The sequence below is a fragment of the Herbiconiux flava genome, assembly GCF_013409865.1.
GTDB lineage: Bacteria > Actinomycetota > Actinomycetes > Actinomycetales > Microbacteriaceae > Herbiconiux > Herbiconiux flava.
Window position 1 is genome coordinate 2,669,934 of sequence record NZ_JACCBM010000001.1, and the last position, 18,731, is coordinate 2,688,664.

19 protein-coding genes are annotated in these 18,731 nt (G+C 69.2%); 8 read left to right on the forward strand and 11 right to left on the reverse strand.

Features of this window, described 5'->3' with window-relative positions; all coding sequences use genetic code 11:
• Window positions 1-3 precede the first annotated feature (3 nt).
• A complete protein-coding gene (glgC, locus tag BJ984_RS12860; protein WP_173180968.1) occupies window positions 4-1,248 on the forward strand; it encodes a glucose-1-phosphate adenylyltransferase in 1,245 nt (414 codons plus the stop codon).
• Between the two features lie 42 nt (window positions 1,249-1,290).
• Here glgC and serB read toward each other — a convergent pair whose 3' ends face one another.
• A complete protein-coding gene (serB, locus tag BJ984_RS12865; protein WP_179548362.1) occupies window positions 1,291-1,929 on the reverse strand; it encodes a phosphoserine phosphatase SerB in 639 nt (212 codons plus the stop codon).
• 2 nt (window positions 1,930-1,931) lie between these two features.
• Window positions 1,932-2,654: a 3-oxoacyl-ACP reductase FabG gene (fabG, locus tag BJ984_RS12870; RefSeq protein WP_179548363.1), complete on the reverse strand. Its 723-nt coding sequence runs from the start codon at window positions 2,652-2,654 to the stop codon at window positions 1,932-1,934.
• Between the two features lie 114 nt (window positions 2,655-2,768).
• Between fabG and BJ984_RS12875 the strand changes: the two genes are divergently transcribed.
• Genes BJ984_RS12875 through BJ984_RS12885 form a run of 3 tightly spaced genes read left to right on the forward strand, consistent with a single transcriptional unit; the run spans window position 2,769 to window position 4,173 of the window.
• Entirely contained in the window at window positions 2,769-3,056 is a 288-nt protein-coding gene (locus BJ984_RS12875) for a DUF3099 domain-containing protein (protein ID WP_173180971.1), read from the forward strand.
• Window positions 3,053-3,259, forward strand: coding sequence for a hypothetical protein (locus tag BJ984_RS12880; RefSeq protein WP_173180972.1), 207 nt, complete (start codon window positions 3,053-3,055; stop codon window positions 3,257-3,259). Before BJ984_RS12875 ends, BJ984_RS12880 begins: the two co-directional genes overlap by 4 nt.
• A complete protein-coding gene (locus BJ984_RS12885; protein ID WP_179548364.1) occupies window positions 3,256-4,173 on the forward strand; it encodes an SURF1 family cytochrome oxidase biogenesis protein in 918 nt (305 codons plus the stop codon). The genes BJ984_RS12880 and BJ984_RS12885 overlap by 4 nt, the downstream gene beginning before the upstream one ends.
• Here the strand turns inward: BJ984_RS12885 and abc-f are convergent.
• Window positions 4,170-5,768 carry a ribosomal protection-like ABC-F family protein gene (abc-f, locus tag BJ984_RS12890; protein WP_179548365.1) on the reverse strand — a complete coding sequence of 533 codons (1,599 nt, stop codon included), beginning with the start codon at window positions 5,766-5,768 and terminating at the stop codon, window positions 4,170-4,172. The two genes, BJ984_RS12885 and abc-f, sit on opposite strands and share 4 nt — an antisense overlap.
• 69 nt (window positions 5,769-5,837) lie before the next feature.
• On the opposite strand from abc-f, the gene BJ984_RS12895 reads away from it, so the two are divergent.
• Window positions 5,838-6,440, forward strand: coding sequence for a biotin transporter BioY (locus BJ984_RS12895; protein ID WP_179548366.1), 603 nt, complete (start codon window positions 5,838-5,840; stop codon window positions 6,438-6,440).
• A 37-nt stretch (window positions 6,441-6,477) separates the two neighbouring features.
• Here BJ984_RS12895 and BJ984_RS12900 read toward each other — a convergent pair whose 3' ends face one another.
• The 8 genes from BJ984_RS12900 to BJ984_RS12935 form a co-directional block, all read right to left on the reverse strand.
• On the reverse strand, window positions 6,478-7,374 hold the full coding sequence (locus tag BJ984_RS12900; RefSeq protein WP_179548367.1) for a type IV toxin-antitoxin system AbiEi family antitoxin domain-containing protein: 897 nt from the start codon (window positions 7,372-7,374) through the stop codon (window positions 6,478-6,480).
• A 170-nt stretch (window positions 7,375-7,544) separates the two neighbouring features.
• Window positions 7,545-7,874: a metal-sulfur cluster assembly factor gene (locus BJ984_RS12905; RefSeq protein ID WP_173180978.1), complete on the reverse strand. Its 330-nt coding sequence runs from the start codon at window positions 7,872-7,874 to the stop codon at window positions 7,545-7,547.
• Window positions 7,875-7,878: 4 nt separating this feature from the next.
• Window positions 7,879-8,643 (reverse strand): Fe-S cluster assembly ATPase SufC, encoded by a 765-nt coding sequence (sufC, locus tag BJ984_RS12910; protein ID WP_173180979.1) that lies wholly within the window; start codon window positions 8,641-8,643, stop codon window positions 7,879-7,881.
• A gap of 1 nt (window position 8,644) precedes the next feature.
• Entirely contained in the window at window positions 8,645-8,974 is a 330-nt protein-coding gene (locus tag BJ984_RS12915) for a non-heme iron oxygenase ferredoxin subunit (RefSeq protein WP_179548368.1), read from the reverse strand.
• On the reverse strand, window positions 8,971-10,134 hold the full coding sequence (gene sufD / locus BJ984_RS12920; protein ID WP_309298950.1) for a Fe-S cluster assembly protein SufD: 1,164 nt from the start codon (window positions 10,132-10,134) through the stop codon (window positions 8,971-8,973). Before sufD ends, BJ984_RS12915 begins: the two co-directional genes overlap by 4 nt.
• Before the next feature lie 146 nt (window positions 10,135-10,280).
• A complete protein-coding gene (gene sufB, locus BJ984_RS12925; RefSeq protein WP_179548370.1) occupies window positions 10,281-11,699 on the reverse strand; it encodes a Fe-S cluster assembly protein SufB in 1,419 nt (472 codons plus the stop codon).
• 138 nt (window positions 11,700-11,837) lie between these two features.
• Window positions 11,838-12,803 (reverse strand): COX15/CtaA family protein, encoded by a 966-nt coding sequence (locus BJ984_RS12930; RefSeq protein ID WP_179548371.1) that lies wholly within the window; start codon window positions 12,801-12,803, stop codon window positions 11,838-11,840.
• Entirely contained in the window at window positions 12,803-13,723 is a 921-nt protein-coding gene (locus tag BJ984_RS12935; protein ID WP_179548372.1) for a heme o synthase, read from the reverse strand. The genes BJ984_RS12930 and BJ984_RS12935 overlap by 1 nt, the downstream gene beginning before the upstream one ends.
• A gap of 138 nt (window positions 13,724-13,861) precedes the next feature.
• Between BJ984_RS12935 and tkt the strand changes: the two genes are divergently transcribed.
• From tkt to BJ984_RS12950, 3 genes are read left to right on the forward strand one after another with little or no spacing between them, the layout of a single operon-like run.
• A complete protein-coding gene (gene tkt, locus BJ984_RS12940) occupies window positions 13,862-15,955 on the forward strand; it encodes a transketolase (protein ID WP_179548373.1) in 2,094 nt (697 codons plus the stop codon).
• A 45-nt stretch (window positions 15,956-16,000) separates the two neighbouring features.
• Complete coding sequence (gene tal, locus BJ984_RS12945; protein ID WP_173180986.1) at window positions 16,001-17,107, forward strand: transaldolase; 1,107 nt, start codon at window positions 16,001-16,003, stop codon at window positions 17,105-17,107.
• Complete coding sequence (locus BJ984_RS12950; protein WP_179548374.1) at window positions 17,104-18,708, forward strand: glucose-6-phosphate isomerase; 1,605 nt, start codon at window positions 17,104-17,106, stop codon at window positions 18,706-18,708. Before tal ends, BJ984_RS12950 begins: the two co-directional genes overlap by 4 nt.
• The last annotated feature ends 23 nt before the right edge of the window (window positions 18,709-18,731 follow it).

The window sequence follows — 18,731 nt, forward strand, 5'->3', positions numbered from 1 at the left end:
CCCATGGCACCATCAAAGAAGATCTTCGGCATCGTCCTCGCCGGTGGCGAGGGCAAGCGTCTCATGCCCCTCACCGCCGACCGGGCCAAGCCCGGCGTGCCCTTCGGCGGCGGCTACCGGCTGATCGACTTCGCCCTGTCGAACCTCGTGAACTCAGGCCTGCGTCAGATCGTCGTGCTGACGCAGTACAAATCGCACTCGCTCGACCGTCATGTGTCGCAGACCTGGCATCTCGACGGCCTGCTGAACTCCTACATCGCGTCGGTGCCGGCGCAGCAGCGGCTCGGCAAGCGCTGGTTCAGCGGCTCGGCCGACGCCATCCTGCAGTCGCTCAACCTGATCCGCGACGAGAACCCCGACATCGTCGTCGTGGTCGGCGCCGACCACGTCTACCGCATGGACTTCGGGCAGATGATCCAGGCGCACATCGACTCGGGCGCGGGCGCCACGGTGGCCGCCATCCGTCAGCCGATCGAGCTGGCCGACCAGTTCGGCGTCATCCAGACCGACCCCGCGAACCCCATGCGCATCGGCGAGTTCCTCGAGAAGCCGAAGAACCCGGTAGGGCTCGACGACGCCCCGCACGAGGTGCTCGCCTCGATGGGCAACTACGTCTTCGACGCCGACCAGCTGATCGACGCCGTCATCCGCGACGGCGAGCGGCCCGAGTCGAGCCACGACATGGGCGGCGACATCATCCCCGACTTCGTGGCACGCGGCAACGCGGCGGTCTACGACCTCAACCGCAACGAGGTGCCCGGCTCCACCGACCGCGACCGCTACTACTGGCGCGACGTCGGAACGATCGAGTCGTTCTACGACGCCCACCAGGACCTCATCTCGGCCCTACCGGTGTTCAACCTCTACAACGAGCGCTGGCCGATCTTCACCCAGCAGCTCAACTCGCCGCCGGCGAAGTTCGTGCGCGACTCCAAGGGCAACCCGGGCGTCACCGTCGAGTCGATCGTCTCGCTCGGCTGCCTCATCTCGGGCGCCCGCGTCGAGGGCAGCGTCGTCGGGCCGTGGACCACGGTCGACTCCGGCGCCCTCGTGCAGCAGTCCGTGCTCTTCGACCGCGTGCACGTCGAGCCGGATGCGGTGGTGCGGCGGGCGATCCTCGACAAGAACGTCGTCGTCACGGCCGGGGCCCAGATCGGCGTCGACCCCGAGCGCGACCGCGAGCGGGGCTTCACGGTCACCGACTCGGGCATCACCGTGGTGGGCAAGGGCGAGCGGGTGCTGCCCTAGCAGGTCTCCGGATGCGCGGCTGAGCGGCCGCGCATCCGCCTGTCAGCTGCGGAGACCCACCAACGGCAGGAGCTGCGAGAGGTCGCGCCGGTCCATGATGACGTCGGCCTGCGCCCGAACGACGGGCTTGGCGTCGAACGCCACCGACAGGCCGGCGATCTCCATCATGCGGAGGTCGTTCGCGCCGTCTCCCACCGCGACCGTGCGGGAGAGCGGGATCACGCGGGCCTCGGCCCACTCGATCAGGGCGTCCGCCTTGCTCTGCGGGTCGACGATGGGGCCGCTCACCGCGCCCGTCAGCCGGCCGTCGGCCGAGTGCAGGCGGTTCGCCCGCCAGTGATCGAGGCCGAGGCGCTCGGCCAGCGGGTCGAGCAGCTCGTGGAAACCGCCCGAGACCACTCCCACCAGGCTGCCCTGCTCGTGCAGTCCGGCGATCATCGCCGGCACACCGTCGGTCACGACGATCTGCTCCCCGATCTCGCGGTAGCAGTCGGTGCTGAGGCCCTCGAGCAGCGCCACCCGGGCGCGGAGGCTCTCGGCGAAGTCGAGTTCGCCGTGCATGGCCCGCTCGGTGATCGCCGCCACCTCGGTGTGCCGCCCCGCGCAGTCGGCGAGCATCTCGATCACCTCGTTCTCGATCAGGGTCGAGTCGACGTCGAGCACCACGAGGTGCGGTGTCACGCTCAGTGCCCCATGCCGAGACCGCCATCGACCGGCACGACGGCGCCGGTGATGTAGGCGGCGTCGTCGGAGGAGATCCAGGCGACGACCTTCGCGACCTCCGAGGCGGAGCCGTAGCGGCCGGCGGGGATCGACTTCTTGTACTCTGCCTGCTGGGCCTCGGGCAGCTCGGCGGTCATGTCGGTCTCGATGAAGCCGGGGGCGACGACGTTCGCGGTGATGCCGCGGGCGCCGAGCTCGCGCGAGATCGAGCGGGCGAAGCCCACGAGCGCGGCCTTCGAGGCGCTGTAGTTCGCCTGGCCGGGGCCGCCGTAGAGGCCGACGACGCTCGAGATCAGCACGATGCGGCCGAAACGGGCCTTCAGCATGCCCTTCGAGGCGCGCTTGACGACGCGGAAGGCACCCGTGAGGTTCGTGTCGACGACGCTGGTGAAGTCGTCCTCGCCCATCCGCATGAGCAGCATGTCCCGGGTGATGCCGGCGTTCGCCACGACGACCTCGACCGGGCCGAACTCGCTCTCGACCTCGCTGAACGCGGCGTCGATCGAGGCGGTGTCGGTGACGTCGCCCTTGACCGTGAGCGCTCCGGCCGGGCCGCCCTCCCCCGTGCGCGAGGTCACGGCGACGCGGTGGCCCTGGGCCACGAACTCCTCGGCGATGGCATAGCCGATGCCGCGGTTTCCGCCGGTGATGAGGACGGTTCGGGGGGTGGTGGCGGAAGTCACGGAGAGCTGGTCCTCACGGGATGGGGCGGGGCAGGAGACGGCCGGCGAACCCGACGGGGCAATCGGCCGGATACCAGCTTAGAAGCAGTTGGGGAAGCGTAGGCTGAGGTGACCATGAAGAGCAGCCAGCAGTCCCTCACGAGCCTGCCGCCGTCACCCGATGCCGAGCGGCACGCCCGCATGGTCAAATACCTGATCACCATGTCGATCCGTGTGCTCTGCCTCGTGCTGATGCTGTTCGTGCACGGCTGGTGGCTGGCGGTCTGCGCCGCGGGGGCCATCCTGCTCCCCTACTTCGCGGTCGTGCTCGGCAACGTCGGCACCTCCAACATCCAGCGCCACGAGCAGCCAACGGCGATCGAGGTGTACCGCCCGGTTCCCGGAGACGGGCCCCGGTCGTGATCTCGCTCGGCCTCGAGCCCTCCCCCGAGGAGTGCTCGCGGGCGGGCTGCCGCGCTCGCGCCTCGCACCGGATCGAATGGCGCAACCCGCGCATCCATTCGGAAGACCGGCGCAAGGTGTGGCTCGCCTGCGACGAGCACGAGGAGTTCCTGCGGGAGTTCCTCGCGGCGCGGGACTTCCCGCTCGAGGTGGTGCCGGTATGACCGGCTGGCACTTCCTGCTCTCGCGGCGCTGGGCCGGCTACCTCGCCCTCACCGTCGTGTTCGCGCTCGTCTGCGTGATGCTCGCGATGTGGCAGCTGGCGCGCCGCGACGAGGCGGTGGCCGAGATCAACCGGGTCGAGACGAACTTCGACGCCTCCCCCACGCCGCTGACGTCGGTGCTTCCTGAGCTCGACTCCTACGACGCGTCAGAGGAGTGGCTGACCGTGTCGATGACGGGCGAGTACCTCGTCGACGACCAGCTGCTGGTGCGCAACCGGCCGCTGGGAGGCGACGTCGGCTTCGACGTGCTGGTGCCGTTGCGGCTGGCGAACGGCGACGTGTTCGTCGTCGACCGGGGCTGGGTGCCGACCGGGCAGACGCAGGACGTGCCCGACGTGGTGCCGGCGGCGCCCACGGGCACCGTCACGGTCGTCGCGCGGCTCAAGGCCGGGGAGCCCGAGCTCGCGGGCCGCGGGGCCGTGCCCGGCCAGATCGCGACGATCGAGCTGCCGCGCATCGCCGACGAGGTCGGTCTGCCGACCTACACGGGCGCGTACGGGCTGATGGCGTCGGAGGACCCGGCGCCCGCCTCGCGCCCGATGGCCATGCCGAAGCCGACGCCCGACGAGGGCGCCCACCTGTCATACACGTTCCAGTGGTTCTGCTTCGGGCTGCTCGGCTTCGTGGGCCTCGGTTACATCGTGCGGCAGGAGTTCCGGCGGCTGAACGAGGACGACCCCGAGGAGCAGGAGCGGGCCGCCGAGCGCGAGCGCCGGCGGGCCGCGAAGCGCAGCGACGCCGACGTCGAGGACGAGATCCTCGATTCGCGCGCTGGAGCTGAAAGTGACGATCCAGTGGATCGTCACCGCGACGCCAGCGCCGACGAAGCTGCGCTTCGTCGGTCGAACAACTAGGCCAGCGAGATCAGGTCGGCGTAGTCCTTGTTCCAGTGGTCTTCCACGCCGTCGGGCAGGATGAGCACGCGCTCGGGGTTCAGCGCCTCGACGGCGCCCTCGTCGTGGCTGACCAGCACGACCGCTCCCTCGTAGTGCGCGAGAGCATCCAGGATCTCCTCGCGGCTCGCCGGGTCGAGGTTGTTCGTGGGCTCGTCGAGCAGCAGCACGTTGGCGCCGCTGACCACGATCATCGCCAGCGCGAGCCGGGTCTTCTCGCCGCCCGAGAGCACGCCCGCGGGCTTGTGGCCGTCGTCACCGGTGAACAGGAACGAACCGAGCACGCGCCGCGCCTCGGTCTCGGTGAGGTTCGGTGAGGCGGAGACCATGTTCTCCAGCACCGAGCGCTTCACGTCGATGGTCTCGTGCTCCTGGGCGTAGTACCCGATGCGCAGACCGTGGCCGGGCTCGAGCTGCCCCGTGTCGGGCTTGTCGACCCCGCCCAGGATGCGCAGCAGCGTCGTCTTGCCCGCACCGTTCAGCCCCAGGATGACCACTTTCGAGCCGCGGTCGATGGCGAGGTCGACGGCGGTGAAGATCTCGAGCGAGCCGTAGCTCTTCGAGAGGTTCGACGCCATCAGCGGGGTGCGACCGCAGGCCGCCGGGGTCGGGAAGCGCAGCTTCGCCACGCGGTCGACCTCACGCACCTCCTCGAGCCCGGAGAGCATCTTCTCGGCGCGCGCCACCATCTGGTGCGCGGCGGCCGCCTTGGAGGCCTTCGCACCGAAGCGGGCGGCCTGCATCTGCAGCTGACCGGCCTTCTTCTCGACGTTGACGCGCTCCTTCTTGCGGCGCTCCTCGTCGGCGGCGCGCTGACGCAGGTAGTTGCGCCAGTTCATGTTGTAGATGTCGATGACCTGGCGGTTGGCGTCGAGGTAGAAGACGCGGTTCACGGTCTCGCCGACCAGCTCGATGTCGTGGCTGATCACGATGAAGCCGCCGTTGTAGCTCTTCAGGAACTCGCGCAACCACACGACGCTGTCGGCGTCGAGGTGGTTCGTCGGCTCGTCGAGGATGAGCGTCTCGGCATCGGAGAAGAGGATGCGCGCGAGCTCGATGCGGCGCCGCTGGCCGCCCGAGAGCGTCTTCAGCTGCTGGTCGAGGATGCGGTCGGGCAGGCTCAGGTTGCTCGCGATCGACGCCGCCTCGGCCTCGGCCGCGTACCCGCCGAGCGCGTCGAAGCGCTCGGTCAGGTTGCCGTACTTCTTCATGGCGGCGGCGCTGACCTTCGGGTCGTCGCTCGCCATCGCGATGGAGGACTCCTGCATGCCCTCGAGCAGCGAGCCGAGACCGCGGGCGTTCAGGATGCGCGTGCGCGCCAGCTCCTCGGGGTCGCCCGAGCGCGGGTCCTGAGGCAGATAGCCGAGCTCGCCGGAGCGCTGCACGGCGCCCTCGGCGGGCTGGAGGTCGCCGGCGAGGACTTTGGTCAGAGTGGTCTTGCCCGCTCCGTTGCGGCCCACCAGCCCGACCTTGTCGCCGGAACCGACTCGGAACGACACGTCCTCCATGAGGGTTCGTGCGCCGACCCGGATCGCGAGGTCAGTAACGCTGAGCACAGAGATATCCAATTCTTTCGTTGCGTCGCCACAACGCGGGGGGAGGGGGAATCTCTCTAGTATATTTCCATGTCCTCCCTCACTGCGGCCCTGGGCCGTTCTGCTCTCGGCCGCCCCACGCTCGCCGACCGCCTCGTCAGCCGCAGCATCCTGACCGACGTCATGCTCGTCGCGGGCGGTGCGGCCTTCACCGGTCTGCTCGCCCAGATCGCCGTACCGCTCTGGCCCGTCCCCATCACGGGCCAGACCCTCGCCGTGCTGCTCGTCGGCTCGACGCTCGGCGCCCTCCGCGGCATGGTCTCGCTCGCCGTGTACGCCGTGCTCGGCATCGCGGGTGTGCCGTGGTTCAGCGAGGCCACCGCCGGCTGGCACGTCGTCGCGGGCCCCACGGGCGGCTACATCATCGGCTTCGTCATCGCCGCCGGTCTCACCGGCTGGCTCGCTCAGCGCAGCTTCGACCGCAAGGTGCTCGGAGCCGTCGCCTCGTTCGCCGCGGGCACGCTCGTCACCTTCGCGATCGGCCTGCCCTGGCTCGCCGCCTCGCTCGGCCTCACGCTCTCGCAGACCCTCGAGGCGGGCCTCTACCCCTTCATCGTCGGCGGCATCGTCAAGACGCTCATCGCCGCGGGCATCATCCCCCTGGCCTGGAAGCTCACCTCCCGCCGCAAGTAGCCCCGCGCAGACGCACCCACAGCGGCCGCCGACCTCCTCACGGGGTCGGCGGCCGCTCTGCGTGCGCGAGGCCCCGACCGTGCCGAGCCGCCCACCGGTGCTCGCCCCGAGCGACGATCCCCCGCAGCACCTCGAGCGTCGCGGGCCACCCGTGCATCACCTGCGCGTAGCTCAGCCGCACCACGAGGTAGCCTCGGCGGGCAAGCGCCAGATCGCGGCGCCTATCGGCCACGAAGGCCTCGTGCCCCGAGTGCCAGGCGCTTCCGTCGACCTCGACGACCAGCCGCTCTCCGATCAGGATGTCCACCCGCCCGACGCCGTCGATCTCGACCTGCACGCGGTGGCCGATTCCCACGGCGCGCACACCGACCCGCACCCGCGACTCCAACCCCGACTCGGCCGCTCCGTCGACGAAGTCGAGGTGGGAGCGGTAGCAGAGGGGCAGCGGGGCCAGAAGCACGGCGAGGCGGGACTCAGTGACGAGCCGTCGGTTGAGGGCGGAGTCGAGGGCGCCGATCGCATCCAGGCGCGGAAGGCACCGCGTCGCGTGCACGAGTGCCGACTCGACCGAGTCGACGGCACCGCGCGGCGGCCGCACGCCCAGGCCGTGGTGCCGGTGCGTCACGACATCGGCGCCGTGATCGGGCACGTGGGAGTGCTGGCGCACCTGAAGGTGCATCCGAGCATCGTCGCCCGTCCACACACCAAGCGGTCGCAGCACCGAGACGCAGCTCAGCACTCCCCCGAGTCGGGCGGCACGCACGACGTCGCCGTGGGCGTCGGGCAGCGCCACCCATCCTCGCCGCAGCCGGACGAGCCCGCCCCGGGCGACGAGGCGGTCGATCGCCGCTACGGGGTGCCCGTTCGCAACGAGATCGGACACCCGCGCGACCCCGCGGTACCGGGGCAGGGTGTCGACGATGGTGCTCTTCATCGGGCCAGAGTTCCACGCCGCCCTGCGGGCCGGAGGCCGTCAGGTTGAGCTGTGCGCGGTCGAGCCGCGGAGGCCGGTCGTGGAGGAGCGGTTCGCGCACGCGACGCGGCCCCCGACTCCTTGAGGAGGTCGGGGGCCGCGAGACGTGCGCGAACCGCGGGGCGCTGGGGCTAGATCGAGAAGCCGAGGGCGCGCATCATGTCGCGGCCGTCGTCGGTGATCTTGTCGGGGCCCCACGGCGGCATCCACACCCAGTTGATGCGGAACTGCTCCACCACGCCGTCGAGCGCCTCGGCCGTCTGCTCCTCGAGCACGTCGGTCAGCGGGCAGCCGGCGCTCGTGAGCGTCATGGAGATGACGAGCGCGTTCTGCTCGTCGTCCCAGTTGAGGTCGTAGATGAGGCCGAGGTCGACGATGTTGACGCCGAGCTCAGGGTCCATCACGTCTTTGAGAGCCTCTTCGACCTGGTCGAAGAGCTTCGGTTCGAGTGTCGTGACCATACCGTTATCCTACGTTCGCGCCCTGGAGAAAGCGATCGTAGCCTTCGTTCTCGAGGCGCACGGCGAGCTCGGGGCCGCCCTGCTCCGCGACCTTGCCGGCGACGAACACGTGCACGAAGTCGGGCTTCACGTACCGCAGGATGCGGTTGTAGTGCGTGATGAGCAGGATGCCCAGGCCGGTGTTCTCCTTGGCCCGGTTCACGCCCTCCGACACGATCTTCAGCGCGTCGACGTCGAGACCGGAGTCGGTCTCGTCGAGCACCGCGAACTTGGGCTTGAGCAGCTCGAGCTGGAGGATCTCGTTGCGCTTCTTCTCGCCGCCCGAGAAGCCCTCGTTGACGTTGCGCTCACGGAACGACTTGTCCATCCGCAGCGCGGTCATGGACGAGTCGAGGTCCTTGATCCAGCCGCGGATCGCCGGCGCCTGGCCGTCGATCGCGGTCTTCGCGGTGCGCAGGAAGTTCGACACCGACACGCCCGGGATCTCGACCGGGTACTGCATCGCCAGGAACAGGCCGGCGCGGGCGCGCTCGTCGACCGACTTGTCGAGCATCTCGACGCCGTCGAGCGTGACCGAGCCACCCTCGACGTGGTACTTCGGATGCCCCGCGATCGCATAGGCGAGCGTCGACTTGCCCGACCCGTTCGGGCCCATGATGGCGTGGGTCTCGCCCTCGCCGACCGCGAGGTCGACGCCGCGGAGGATCTGCTTCGTCCCCTGCTCGGTCTCGACGCTCACGTGGAGGTCTTCGATCTTCAGAACCGACATGCTAATCAATCACTTTCGTCACGGTTGGGTCGATGTAGATGTCCCCGTCGACCACCTCGATCGAGAAGACGGGAACGGGCTCATAGGCGGGCAGCGTCAGCGGCTTGCCCGTCTCGAGCGAGAACTTGGAGCCGTGGGCCCAGCACTCGAGGGTGTCGTCTTCGACGAAGCCCTCGGCCAGCGAGATGTCGCCGTGGGTGCAGGTGTCGCCGATGGCGTGGCACTCCCCCGCCGAGTCCTTCACCAGGGCGATCGCGACGCCGCCGACCACGACGCGCAGCGCCTGGTTCACGGGGACCTCGTCGACAGCGCAGACCTTCTCGGCGCTCACGAGGCGCCACCCGCGGCATCGGCATCGGCGCCGGCGGCAGCAGCAGCAGCAGCAGCAGCAGCAGCATCGTGGGCGGCACCGGCCGCAGCCCGCTCGACCTCCGCTTCGACCAGCTCGGCCTCGACGGCGGCCGTCAGCCGCTCCTCGAGCGCCGGCGAGCCGATCTGCGTGATGATCTCGGCGAGGAACCCGCGCACGACGAGGCGGCGCGCCTCCTCCTCCGAGATGCCGCGCGACTGAAGGTAGAACAGCTGCTCGTCGTCGAAGCGCCCCGTCGAGGAGGCGTGGCCGGCCCCGACGATGTTGCCCGTCTCGATCTCGAGGTTCGGGATGCTGTCGGCACGGGTGCCGTCGCTCAGCACCAGGTTGCGGTTCTGCTCGTAGCTGTCGGTGCCGTCGGCATGTGGGCCGATCAGCACGTCGCCGACCCAGACCGTGTGCGCCTCGGCGCCCTGCAGCGCACCCTTGTAGTTGACCCGGCTGCGCGTGTTGGCGGCCTGGTGGTCGATGTACGGGCGCTGCTCGAGGTACTGCCCGGCGTCGGCGAAGTAGAGCCCGAAGGCGTCGGTCGACGAGCCCTGGCCCGCGAGGTGGATCGACGGGTTGACCCGCACGACGCCACCGCCGAGCGACACGATCACGTGCCGCAGGTTCGCGTCGCGCCCGACCGTGGCGAAGTGGCTCGACACGTGCACGGCCGAGTCGTTCCACTCCTGCACCGTCACGACGGTGAGCTGGGCGCCCTCCCCCACGACGATCTCCACGTTCTCGCTGAGATCGGCGTCACCGCGATGCTCCAGGATGACCGTTCCACTGCTGTTCGGCAGCGCCTCGATCACGATGTGCGCCGCTCGCGGGTTCTGGTCGAAGTGCTCGCGGCGCACCAGCAGCTCCTCGGCCTCCTCGGAGGTCACCCGGATCTGCAGCACCTTCTCCACGGCACCCCAGGCGTTGGCGGACGCGCGGTCTTCGGGGATGCCGGCCACGCCGACCACGGCCGTCGCCCGATCGACCCACTCGACGGTGGTGCCCGCCGACTCGGAGTACTGGAAGGCGACGGGGCTGCCGTCGAGCACACCCTCGATGAGAGGGCGGATGCGGTCGAGGGGTGCGAACTTCCACTCGAACTCCCGGCCGGTGACGGCGGGGAAGTCGGTCACGTCGGTCGACGAAGGCCGCTCCGATCGCGTCTGGACGGGAACGAGGGACGGTGAAGCGAGGGCCATCTAGCCTGCGTTTCCTTTCGGCGGGGTCGACCCGGTGGTCGGCTGGGCGAGGGTGCCCGGGTGCGTGCGGGGCGGGACGGTCATCCGACGGAGCCTTCCATGCCCATCTCGATCAGCTTGTTGAGCTCGAGGGCGTACTCCATGGGCAGCTCGCGGGCGATCGGCTCGATGAAGCCGCGCACGATCATGGCCATGGCCTCGTCTTCGGGCAGACCCCGCGACATGAGGTAGAACAGCTGCTCCTCGGAGACCTTCGAGACGGTGGCCTCGTGCCCGAGTTGCACGTCGTCGACACGGATGTCGATGGCGGGGTAGGTGTCCGAGCGCGAGATCGTGTCGACCAGCAGCGCGTCGCAGCGCACGGTGTTGGCCGAGTGGTGCGCGTTGGCGTCGACCCGCACCTCACCGCGGTAGCCGGCTCGGCCACCGCCCCGGGCGATCGACTTCGAGACGATCGACGACTGGGTGTACGGCGCCATGTGGATCATCTTCGCGCCGGCGTCCTGGTGCTGGCCGGGGCCCGCGAAGGCCACCGAGAGCGTCTCGCCCTTGGCGCGCTCGCCCGCGAGGTAGATGGACGGGTACTTCATCGTCACCTTGGAGCCGATGTTGCCGTCGATCCACTCCATCGTCGCGCCCTCGTGGGCGATGGCCCGCTTGGTGACGAGGTTGTAGACGTTGTTCGACCAGTTCTGGATGGTCGTGTAGCGCACGCGGGCGTTCTTCTTGACGATGATCTCGACGACCGCGGAGTGCAGCGAGTCGCTCTTGTAGATCGGGGCCGTGCAGCCCTCGATGTAGTGCACGTACGAGCCCTCGTCGGCGATGATCAGCGTGCGCTCGAACTGGCCCATGTTCTCGGTGTTGATGCGGAAGTAGGCCTGCAGCGGGATCTCGACGTGCACGCCCTTCGGCACGTAGACGAACGAGCCGCCCGACCAGACGGCCGTGTTCAGCGCGGCGAACTTGTTGTCGCCCGAGGGGATGACCGAGCCGAAGTACTCGTCGAAGAACTCGGGGTGCTCACGCAGCGCGGTGTCGGTGTCCATGAAGATGACGCCCTGGGCCTCGAGGTCTTCGCGGATCTGGTGGTAGACCACCTCGGACTCGTACTGCGCGGCCACGCCGGAGACGAGGCGCTGACGCTCCGCCTCGGGGATGCCGAGCTTCTCGTAGGTGTTCTTGATGTCGTCGGGCAGGTCGTCCCACGTGGTGGCCTGCTTCTCCGTGGAGCGCACGAAGTACTTGATGTTGTCGAAGTCGATGCCGGACAGGTCGGCTCCCCAGGTGGGCATCGGCTTGCGCCCGAAGATCTGGAGCGCCTTGAGGCGCGTCTTGAGCATCCATTCGGGTTCGTTCTTCAGCGCCGAGATGTTCTCGACGACGGCCTCGTTGATGCCGCGCTTCGCGCTCGCACCTGCCGTGTCGGAGTCCGACCAGCCGAATTCGTACACGCCGAGGTTCTCGAGTTCTGGCCGGTCGATCAATACGTCTGACATGGCTGACTCCATTCCTTGCAGCTGGCGACCTGCTCCTGCCCAGAGTTCAACCGGGCAGAGGTCTTCGACATTCCATCGTCACACCGAAATGCCCGTCGATTCGCGGACTCGGAGCAGATTGTGTGTCGGGATCAGAACTCAGGCCTTGAGGGCCGGTTCCTGATCTTTCATTGTATACGTGCTGGGTGCAGGCGGGGCCCAGAGCTGCGGATGCACGTCCAGCAGCACGCGCAGGGCACCGACCCAGACCAGGGCCGAGCCGAGCAGGTGCAGCACGACCATCCACTCGGGCAGGCCGAGCAGTGCCTGGGCGACGCCGAGCACCGCCTGCAGCAGCACGACGGCGACGAAGGTGGCGGCGCGGCGGCGGGCCAGCGTGGCCCCCGGAACCCGGGAGACCAGCACCAGCAGCGCGACGCCGAGCACCAGGGACGAGGTGCCGAGGATGCCGTGAGCGATGGTCACGTGCTCCCAGACGAAGGGCATGCGCGGCACGTCGGCCGAGTCGCCGGCGTGCGGGCCGGTGCCGGTGACGAGGGTGCCGACGATGATCAGCACGGCCGTGACGGCCACGAGCACCCAGGCCAGCAGGCCGACGCCCCGGGGGAAGTGCACGGCCGCGGACTGGCCGCGATGCGCACGGTGCCAGGTGAGCGTCGTCGTGGTGAGCAGCGCCATGGCCATCACGAAGTGCATGGCGACCACCCAGGGGTTCAGGTCGGTGCGCACCGTCACTCCCCCGGCGATCGCGTTGGCGACGACCAGCCAGAACTGCGACCAGGCCAGGCGGGTCATGCTGCGCACGCGCGGCTTCTGCAGCCGGGCGGCCACGATCGCCCAGCCGACGGCCACGATCAGCACACCGGTCAGGGCGCGGTTGGCGAACTCGATGAAGCCGTGGATGCCCAGCTCGGGGGTGGTGGCGATCGAGGAGCCGTCGCAGGTGGGCCAGGTCGGGCATCCGAGCCCCGAACCGGTGACGCGCACGACGCCGCCGGTGACGATGATGAGGATGCTCACGACGAGCGCCGCGGTCGTGCCCCAGCGCAGGGCGCGTGGGGTGAGCGTCACGCGGGCGGCGAGCCAGCTGAACGGCGTGGGCATCAGAACGGCAGCAGCGGGTCGATCGCGACGGCGAGGAAGACCAGCGTGAGGTAGGTGATCGAGCCGTGGAACACGCGCATCGGCTTGATGCTGAGGTCGCGGATCGAGCGGCTGTACAGGCGGTGCGACTCGTAGAGGAACCAGGCGCCGGCGATGATCGCGGTGGCGGTGTAGACGAGGCCCATGTGGCCGACCGGGATGAGCAGCAGCGAGCACGCCACCATCGCCCAGGCGTAGAGCACGATCTGCAGGCCCACGACCACGCGGCCGCGGACGACGGCGAGCATGGGCACGCCGGCCGTCTTGTAGTCGGCGCGGTACTTCATCGACAGCGGCCAGTAGTGCGGCGGTGTCCAGAGGAAGATGATGCCGAACAGGATGAGCGCCTCCCAGGACAGGGAGTTCGTGACGGCCGCCCAGCCGATCAGCACGGGCATGCAGCCGGCGGTGCCGCCCCAGACGATGTTCTGCGGGGTGCGGCGCTTCAGCACGAGCGTGTAGAGCAGCACGTAGATGAGGATCGCGACCAGCGCGAGGCCGGCGGCGAGAAGATTCGTGGTGAACGCGAGCCAGACGATCGACACGACGCCGGTGGCCCAGGCGAACACGAGCGCCTCGCGGTCGGAGAGCACGCCGGTGACCAGCGGCCGCTGCGAGGTGCGATCCATCAGCCGGTCGATGTCGCGGTCGATGTAGCAGTTGAACGCCGAGGCGCTGCCCGCCGAGAGGGCGCCGCCGACGAGCGTGGCGAGCACCAGCCAGAGGTTCGGGATGCCCCCCTGCGCCAGGATCATCACGGGGAAGGTCGTGACGAGGAGCAGCTCCATCACCCGCGGCTTGGTGAGGGAGATGTAGCCCCGCACCTTGTCCATCGGGCTGATCTGCCGCTCGGCCACCCGGCCGTCTACCGCTACGTCCATTACTCCTCGTTACGTGACCGTCGCTATCCCCGGGCCCAAGTCTATTGGATCGAACGGCTGCGCCCGTCCGCCTCGATATGATTGGAGAACCCGGGCCGGGAACTGGCTCGCACACTCGAGAAGGGGTCGATTTTCCTCGTGGCTACACTCCAATGGGAACCCATTGACGACAAAGCAGTTACCACCGCCAAGATCCTCGCGGCCGACGCCGTGGAGAAGGTCGGCAACGGGCACCCCGGCACGGCGATCAGCCTCGCCCCGGCCGCATACCTCCTGTTCCAGAAGGTCATGCGCAAAGACCCCGCCGATCAGGACTGGCTCGGTCGTGACCGTTTTATCCTCTCCGTGGGCCACTCGTCGCTGACCCAGTACATCCAGCTCTACCTGGGCGGCTACGGTCTCGAGCTCGACGACCTCAAGGCGCTCCGCACCTGGGGCTCGCTCACCCCCGGCCACCCGGAGTACGGGCACACGAAGGGCGTCGAGATCACCACCGGCCCCCTCGGCCAGGGCCTCGCCTCCTCGGTCGGCTTCGCCTACGCCCAGCGCTTCGAGCGCGGTCTGTTCGATCCGGATGCCCAGCCCGGCACCAGCCCGTTCGACCACTTCACCTACGTGATCGCCGGCGACGGCGACATGGAGGAGGGCGTCACCAGCGAGGCCTCCTCACTCGCCGGCCACCAGCAGCTCGGCAACCTGATCGCGATCTACGACTCGAACCAGATCTCGATCGAGGACGACACGAACATCGCCTTCACCGAGGACGTCAAGGCCCGCTACGAGGCCTACCACTGGCACGTGCAGGTCGTCGACTGGAAGAAGACGGGCGAGTACGTCGAAGACGTGCAGGCCCTCTTCGACGCCATCGAGGAGGCCAAGGCCGAGACCTCGAAGCCCTCGCTGATCATCCTCAAGACGATCATCGGCTGGCCGTCGCCGAAGAAGCAGAACACCGGCAAGATCCACGGCTCGGCGCTCGGCGCCGACGAGCTGAAGGGCCTCAAGGAGGTCGTCGGCTTCGACCCGGAGCAGCACTTCCAGGTCGACGACGACGTGATCGAGCACACCCGCAAGGCGCTGCAGCGCGGCTCCGAGGAGCGCGCCGAGTGGCAGAAGGGCTTCGACGCCTGGGCCGCCGCCAACCCCGAGAAGAAGCAGCTGCTCGACCGCCTCGAGGCCGGCGAGCTGCCCGAGGGCCTCGAAGACGCCCTGCCCGTGTTCGAGGCCGGCAAAGAGGTCTCGACCCGCGCCGCCTCCGGCAAGGTCATCAACGCCCTCGCCCCGGTGCTGCCGGAGTTCTGGGGCGGCTCGGCCGACCTCGCCGAGTCGAACAACACGACCATCGAGTCGGGCGCGTCCTTCGTGCCCTCCGAGCACTCGACCCACGAGTGGACGGGCAACAAGTACGGCCGCGTGCTGCACTTCGGCATCCGCGAGCACGCGATGGGCTCGATCCTGAACGGCATCGTGCTGCACGGCAAGACCCGCCCGTTCGGCGGCACCTTCCTCATCTTCAGCGACTACATGCGCCCCGCGGTGCGTCTGGCCGCCCTGATGAAGGTGCCGTCGATCTTCGTCTGGACCCACGACTCCGTGGCCCTGGGTGAAGACGGCCCGACTCACCAGCCGGTCGAGCAGCTCACCGTGCTGCGCGCCATCCCCGGGCTCGACGTCGTGCGTCCCGCCGACGCCAACGAGGTCGGCCACGCCTGGCTGACCATCCTCGGCCGCAAGCACAACCCGGCCGGCATCGCGCTGACCCGCCAGAACATCCCGGTGTTCGAGCGCGGCGACGGCGACGCCTCCGGCGAGGTCTTCGCCTCGGCCAAGAACGTCTCGAAGGGCGCCTACGTGCTCGCCGAGGCTCCGAACGGAACCCCCGACGTGATCTTCATCGCCACGGGCTCCGAGGTGCAGCTGGCCGTGAACGCCCGCGAGATCCTGGCCGGCGAGGGCATCAACGCCCGCGTCGTCTCGGCTCCGTCGCTGGAGTGGTTCGAGGAGCAGAGCGAGGAGTACAAGGAATCCGTGCTCCCCGCCGCCGTCAAGGCCCGCGTCTCCATCGAGGCCGGCATCGACATGGGCTGGCGCAAGTACATCGGCGACGCCGGCCGCAGCGTCTCGATCGAGCACTTCGGTGCCTCGGCCGACTACAAGACGCTGTTCCGCGAGTTCGGCATCACCACCGAGGCCGCGGTCGAAGCCGCCAAGACGTCGCTCGCCGCGCTCTGAGCGCGCGAGCATCAGCGCGCGAAGCAATCAAGAGAGAAGAAGAGAATGACTGAGAACACTCAGAAGCTGTCCGACGTCGGCGTGTCGATCTGGCTCGACGACCTGTCGCGCGAGCGCATCTCCTCCGGTGGGCTGCAGAAGCTCATCGACGAGAAGAACGTGGTGGGCGTCACCACCAACCCGACCATCTTCGCCGCCGCGCTCGCCAACGGCGAGAGCTACAGCGAGCAGGTCGCGGCCCTGGCTGCGAAGAACACCGACGTCACCGACGCCGTGTTCGAGATCACGACCGACGACGTCGCCGCCGCGAGCGACATCTTCAAGCCGATCTACGACGCCTCCAAGGGCTTCGACGGCCGCGTCTCGATCGAGGTCGAGCCGGGTCTCGCCCACGACGCCCAGGGCACCATCGCCCAGGCGAAGGCGCTGTCGGCCAAGGTCGACCGCGAGAACGTGCTGATCAAGATCCCCGCGACCGTCGAGGGCCTCGAGGCGATCACCGAGACCATCGCCGCCGGCATCTCGGTGAACGTCACGCTGATCTTCTCGCTCGAGCGCTACCGCGACGTCATCAACGCCTACCTCACCGGCCTCGAGAAGGCCAAGGAGGCGGGCCACGACCTGTCGAAGATCCACTCCGTCGCCTCGTTCTTCGTGTCGCGTGTCGACACCGAGATCGACAAGCGCCTGACCGCGATCGGCACCGACGAGGCCCTGGCCCTGAAGAGCAAGGCCGGCATCGCCAACGCGCAGCTCGCCTACGAGGTCTGGACCCAGGCGTTCGCCACCGAGCGCGCACTGCTGCTGCTCGAGGGCGGCGCCAACACCCAGCGTCCGCTCTGGGCGTCGACCGGTGTGAAGGACCCGAGCGTCCCCGACACGGCCTACGTCGTCGAGCTGGCCGCCCCCTCGGTGGTCAACACCATGCCCGAGAAGACCCTCGAGGCCCTCTCCGACCACGGCGAGGTGCGCGGTGACACCATCGCGCACTCCTACGAGGGCGCGAACAAGGTGCTCGACGCCATCGGCGCCCTGGGCATCTCGTACGCCGAGGTCACCGAGCTGCTCGAGAAGGAGGGCGTCGAGAAGTTCATCGTGTCCTGGAACGAGCTGCTCGACACCGTCACGGCTGCCCTGAAGGCTGCTGAATGACGATCGCCATCCATGTGTCGGGCGACGCCAAGGCGGCCGTCCAGGCACAGGTCCCGGTGCTGGTGGGCGACCTGGTCGCCTCCGGCATCACCGCGCTGAACCCCACGCTGTGGGGTTCAGCCGCGGAGGCGGAGGCCTCGAAGCGGCTGGGCTGGGTCGAGGCGGTCTCCGTCTCGCGCCCGCTGGTCGCCGAGGTCGAGGCGCTGCGCGCCCAGTTCCTCTCCGCCGGGATCGATCACTTCGTGCTCGCGGGCATGGGCGGGTCCTCGCTCGCTCCCGAGGTCATCACGAAGACCCTGGGCGTCGAGCTGACCATCCTCGACTCGACCGCCCCGGAGCAGATCCGTGCGGCTCTCGACGACCGCCTGGCCTCGACGGTGCTGATCGCCTCGTCGAAGTCGGGCGGCACGCTCGAGACCGACAGCCAGCGCCGGGCCTATGAGGCCGCGTTCCGCGCGGCGGGCATCGATCCGGCCACGCGCATCGTGATCGTCACCGATCCCGGTTCGCCGCTGGAGGCCGAGGCCCGCGAGGCCGGCTACCGCGTGTTCCTGGCCGACCCCGACGTCGGAGGGCGCTACTCGGCGCTGACCGCCTTCGGGCTCGTGCCTTCGGGGCTCGCGGGTGCGGCGATCGACGAGCTGCTCGACGAGGCGGAGGCGATCTCGCTGAACCTCGCGGAGGACGGCGACGAGAACTTCGGCCTCATCCTCGGGGCCGCGATCGCGGGCACCAGCCCGCTCCGCGACAAGACCGGCATCGTGTCCGACGGAACCCACATCGTGGGCTTCGCCGACTGGGCCGAGCAGCTGATCGCGGAGTCCACCGGCAAAGACGGCAAGGGACTCCTCCCCGTCGTGCTCGACGTCGACTCCCCCGAGCTCGCCGAGCGCCTGCCCGACGTGCAGATCGTGCGCCTGGTCGCCGACGCCCACGAGTTCCACCTGCGTGAGCGTCACCCGGGAGAGGTGCTGATCAGCGGCTCCCTCGGGGCCATGCTGCTCACCTGGGAGTACGCGGTCGCGGTCGCCGGGCGCCTGCTCGGCATCGACCCGTTCGACCAGCCCGACGTGGAGTCGGCGAAGCAGGCCGCCCGCGGCCTGCTCGACGCCCGGCCCGAGCCCGAGGCGCCCTCGTTCGTCGAGGGCGGCATCGAGGTGCGCGGCACCGCCGGCGTCGTGTCGGCCGAGGCGTCGGTGCGTGCATCCGTCGACGCCCTGATCGCGGCTCTGCCCGCGGACGGCTACCTCGCGGTGATGGCCTACGTCGATCGCACGGCACTGCCGCAGCTCGCCGAGCTGCGCGATCTGCTCGCCGCCCGCTCGGGTCGCCCGGTCACCTTCGGCTGGGGCCCGCGGTTCCTGCACTCGACCGGTCAGTACCACAAGGGCGGCCCCGCCACCGGCGTGTTCCTGCAGATCACGGCCGACCCGGGCGCCGATCTCGCCATCCCCGGCCGCCCGTTCAGCTTCGGCCAGCTCATCCAGGCCCAGGCAGCGGGCGATGCCGCCGTCCTCGAGCAGCACGGCCGGCCCGTGCTGCGCCTCAACCTCACGAACGCGTCCCTCGACGCCGACACCCTCCTCAGCGCCCTGCGCTGACGAGGCCCGGCCCGAACCTAGGA

Coding starts and splice junctions, on each gene's coding strand:
- tal (WP_173180986.1), top strand. CDS start 16,001: ATGACTGAGAACACTCAGAAGCTGTCCGACGTCGGCGTGTCGATCTGG.
- sufB (WP_179548370.1), bottom strand. CDS start 11,699: ATGTCAGACGTATTGATCGACCGGCCAGAACTCGAGAACCTCGGCGTG.
- BJ984_RS12930 (WP_179548371.1), bottom strand. CDS start 12,803: ATGCCCACGCCGTTCAGCTGGCTCGCCGCCCGCGTGACGCTCACCCCA.
- BJ984_RS12885 (WP_179548364.1), top strand. CDS start 3,256: ATGACCGGCTGGCACTTCCTGCTCTCGCGGCGCTGGGCCGGCTACCTC.
- BJ984_RS12950 (WP_179548374.1), top strand. CDS start 17,104: ATGACGATCGCCATCCATGTGTCGGGCGACGCCAAGGCGGCCGTCCAG.
- BJ984_RS12875 (WP_173180971.1), top strand. CDS start 2,769: ATGAAGAGCAGCCAGCAGTCCCTCACGAGCCTGCCGCCGTCACCCGAT.
- sufC (WP_173180979.1), bottom strand. CDS start 8,643: ATGTCGGTTCTGAAGATCGAAGACCTCCACGTGAGCGTCGAGACCGAG.
- BJ984_RS12900 (WP_179548367.1), bottom strand. CDS start 7,374: ATGAAGAGCACCATCGTCGACACCCTGCCCCGGTACCGCGGGGTCGCG.
- BJ984_RS12935 (WP_179548372.1), bottom strand. CDS start 13,723: ATGGACGTAGCGGTAGACGGCCGGGTGGCCGAGCGGCAGATCAGCCCG.
- BJ984_RS12895 (WP_179548366.1), top strand. CDS start 5,838: ATGTCCTCCCTCACTGCGGCCCTGGGCCGTTCTGCTCTCGGCCGCCCC.
- BJ984_RS12905 (WP_173180978.1), bottom strand. CDS start 7,874: ATGGTCACGACACTCGAACCGAAGCTCTTCGACCAGGTCGAAGAGGCT.
- glgC (WP_173180968.1), top strand. CDS start 4: ATGGCACCATCAAAGAAGATCTTCGGCATCGTCCTCGCCGGTGGCGAG.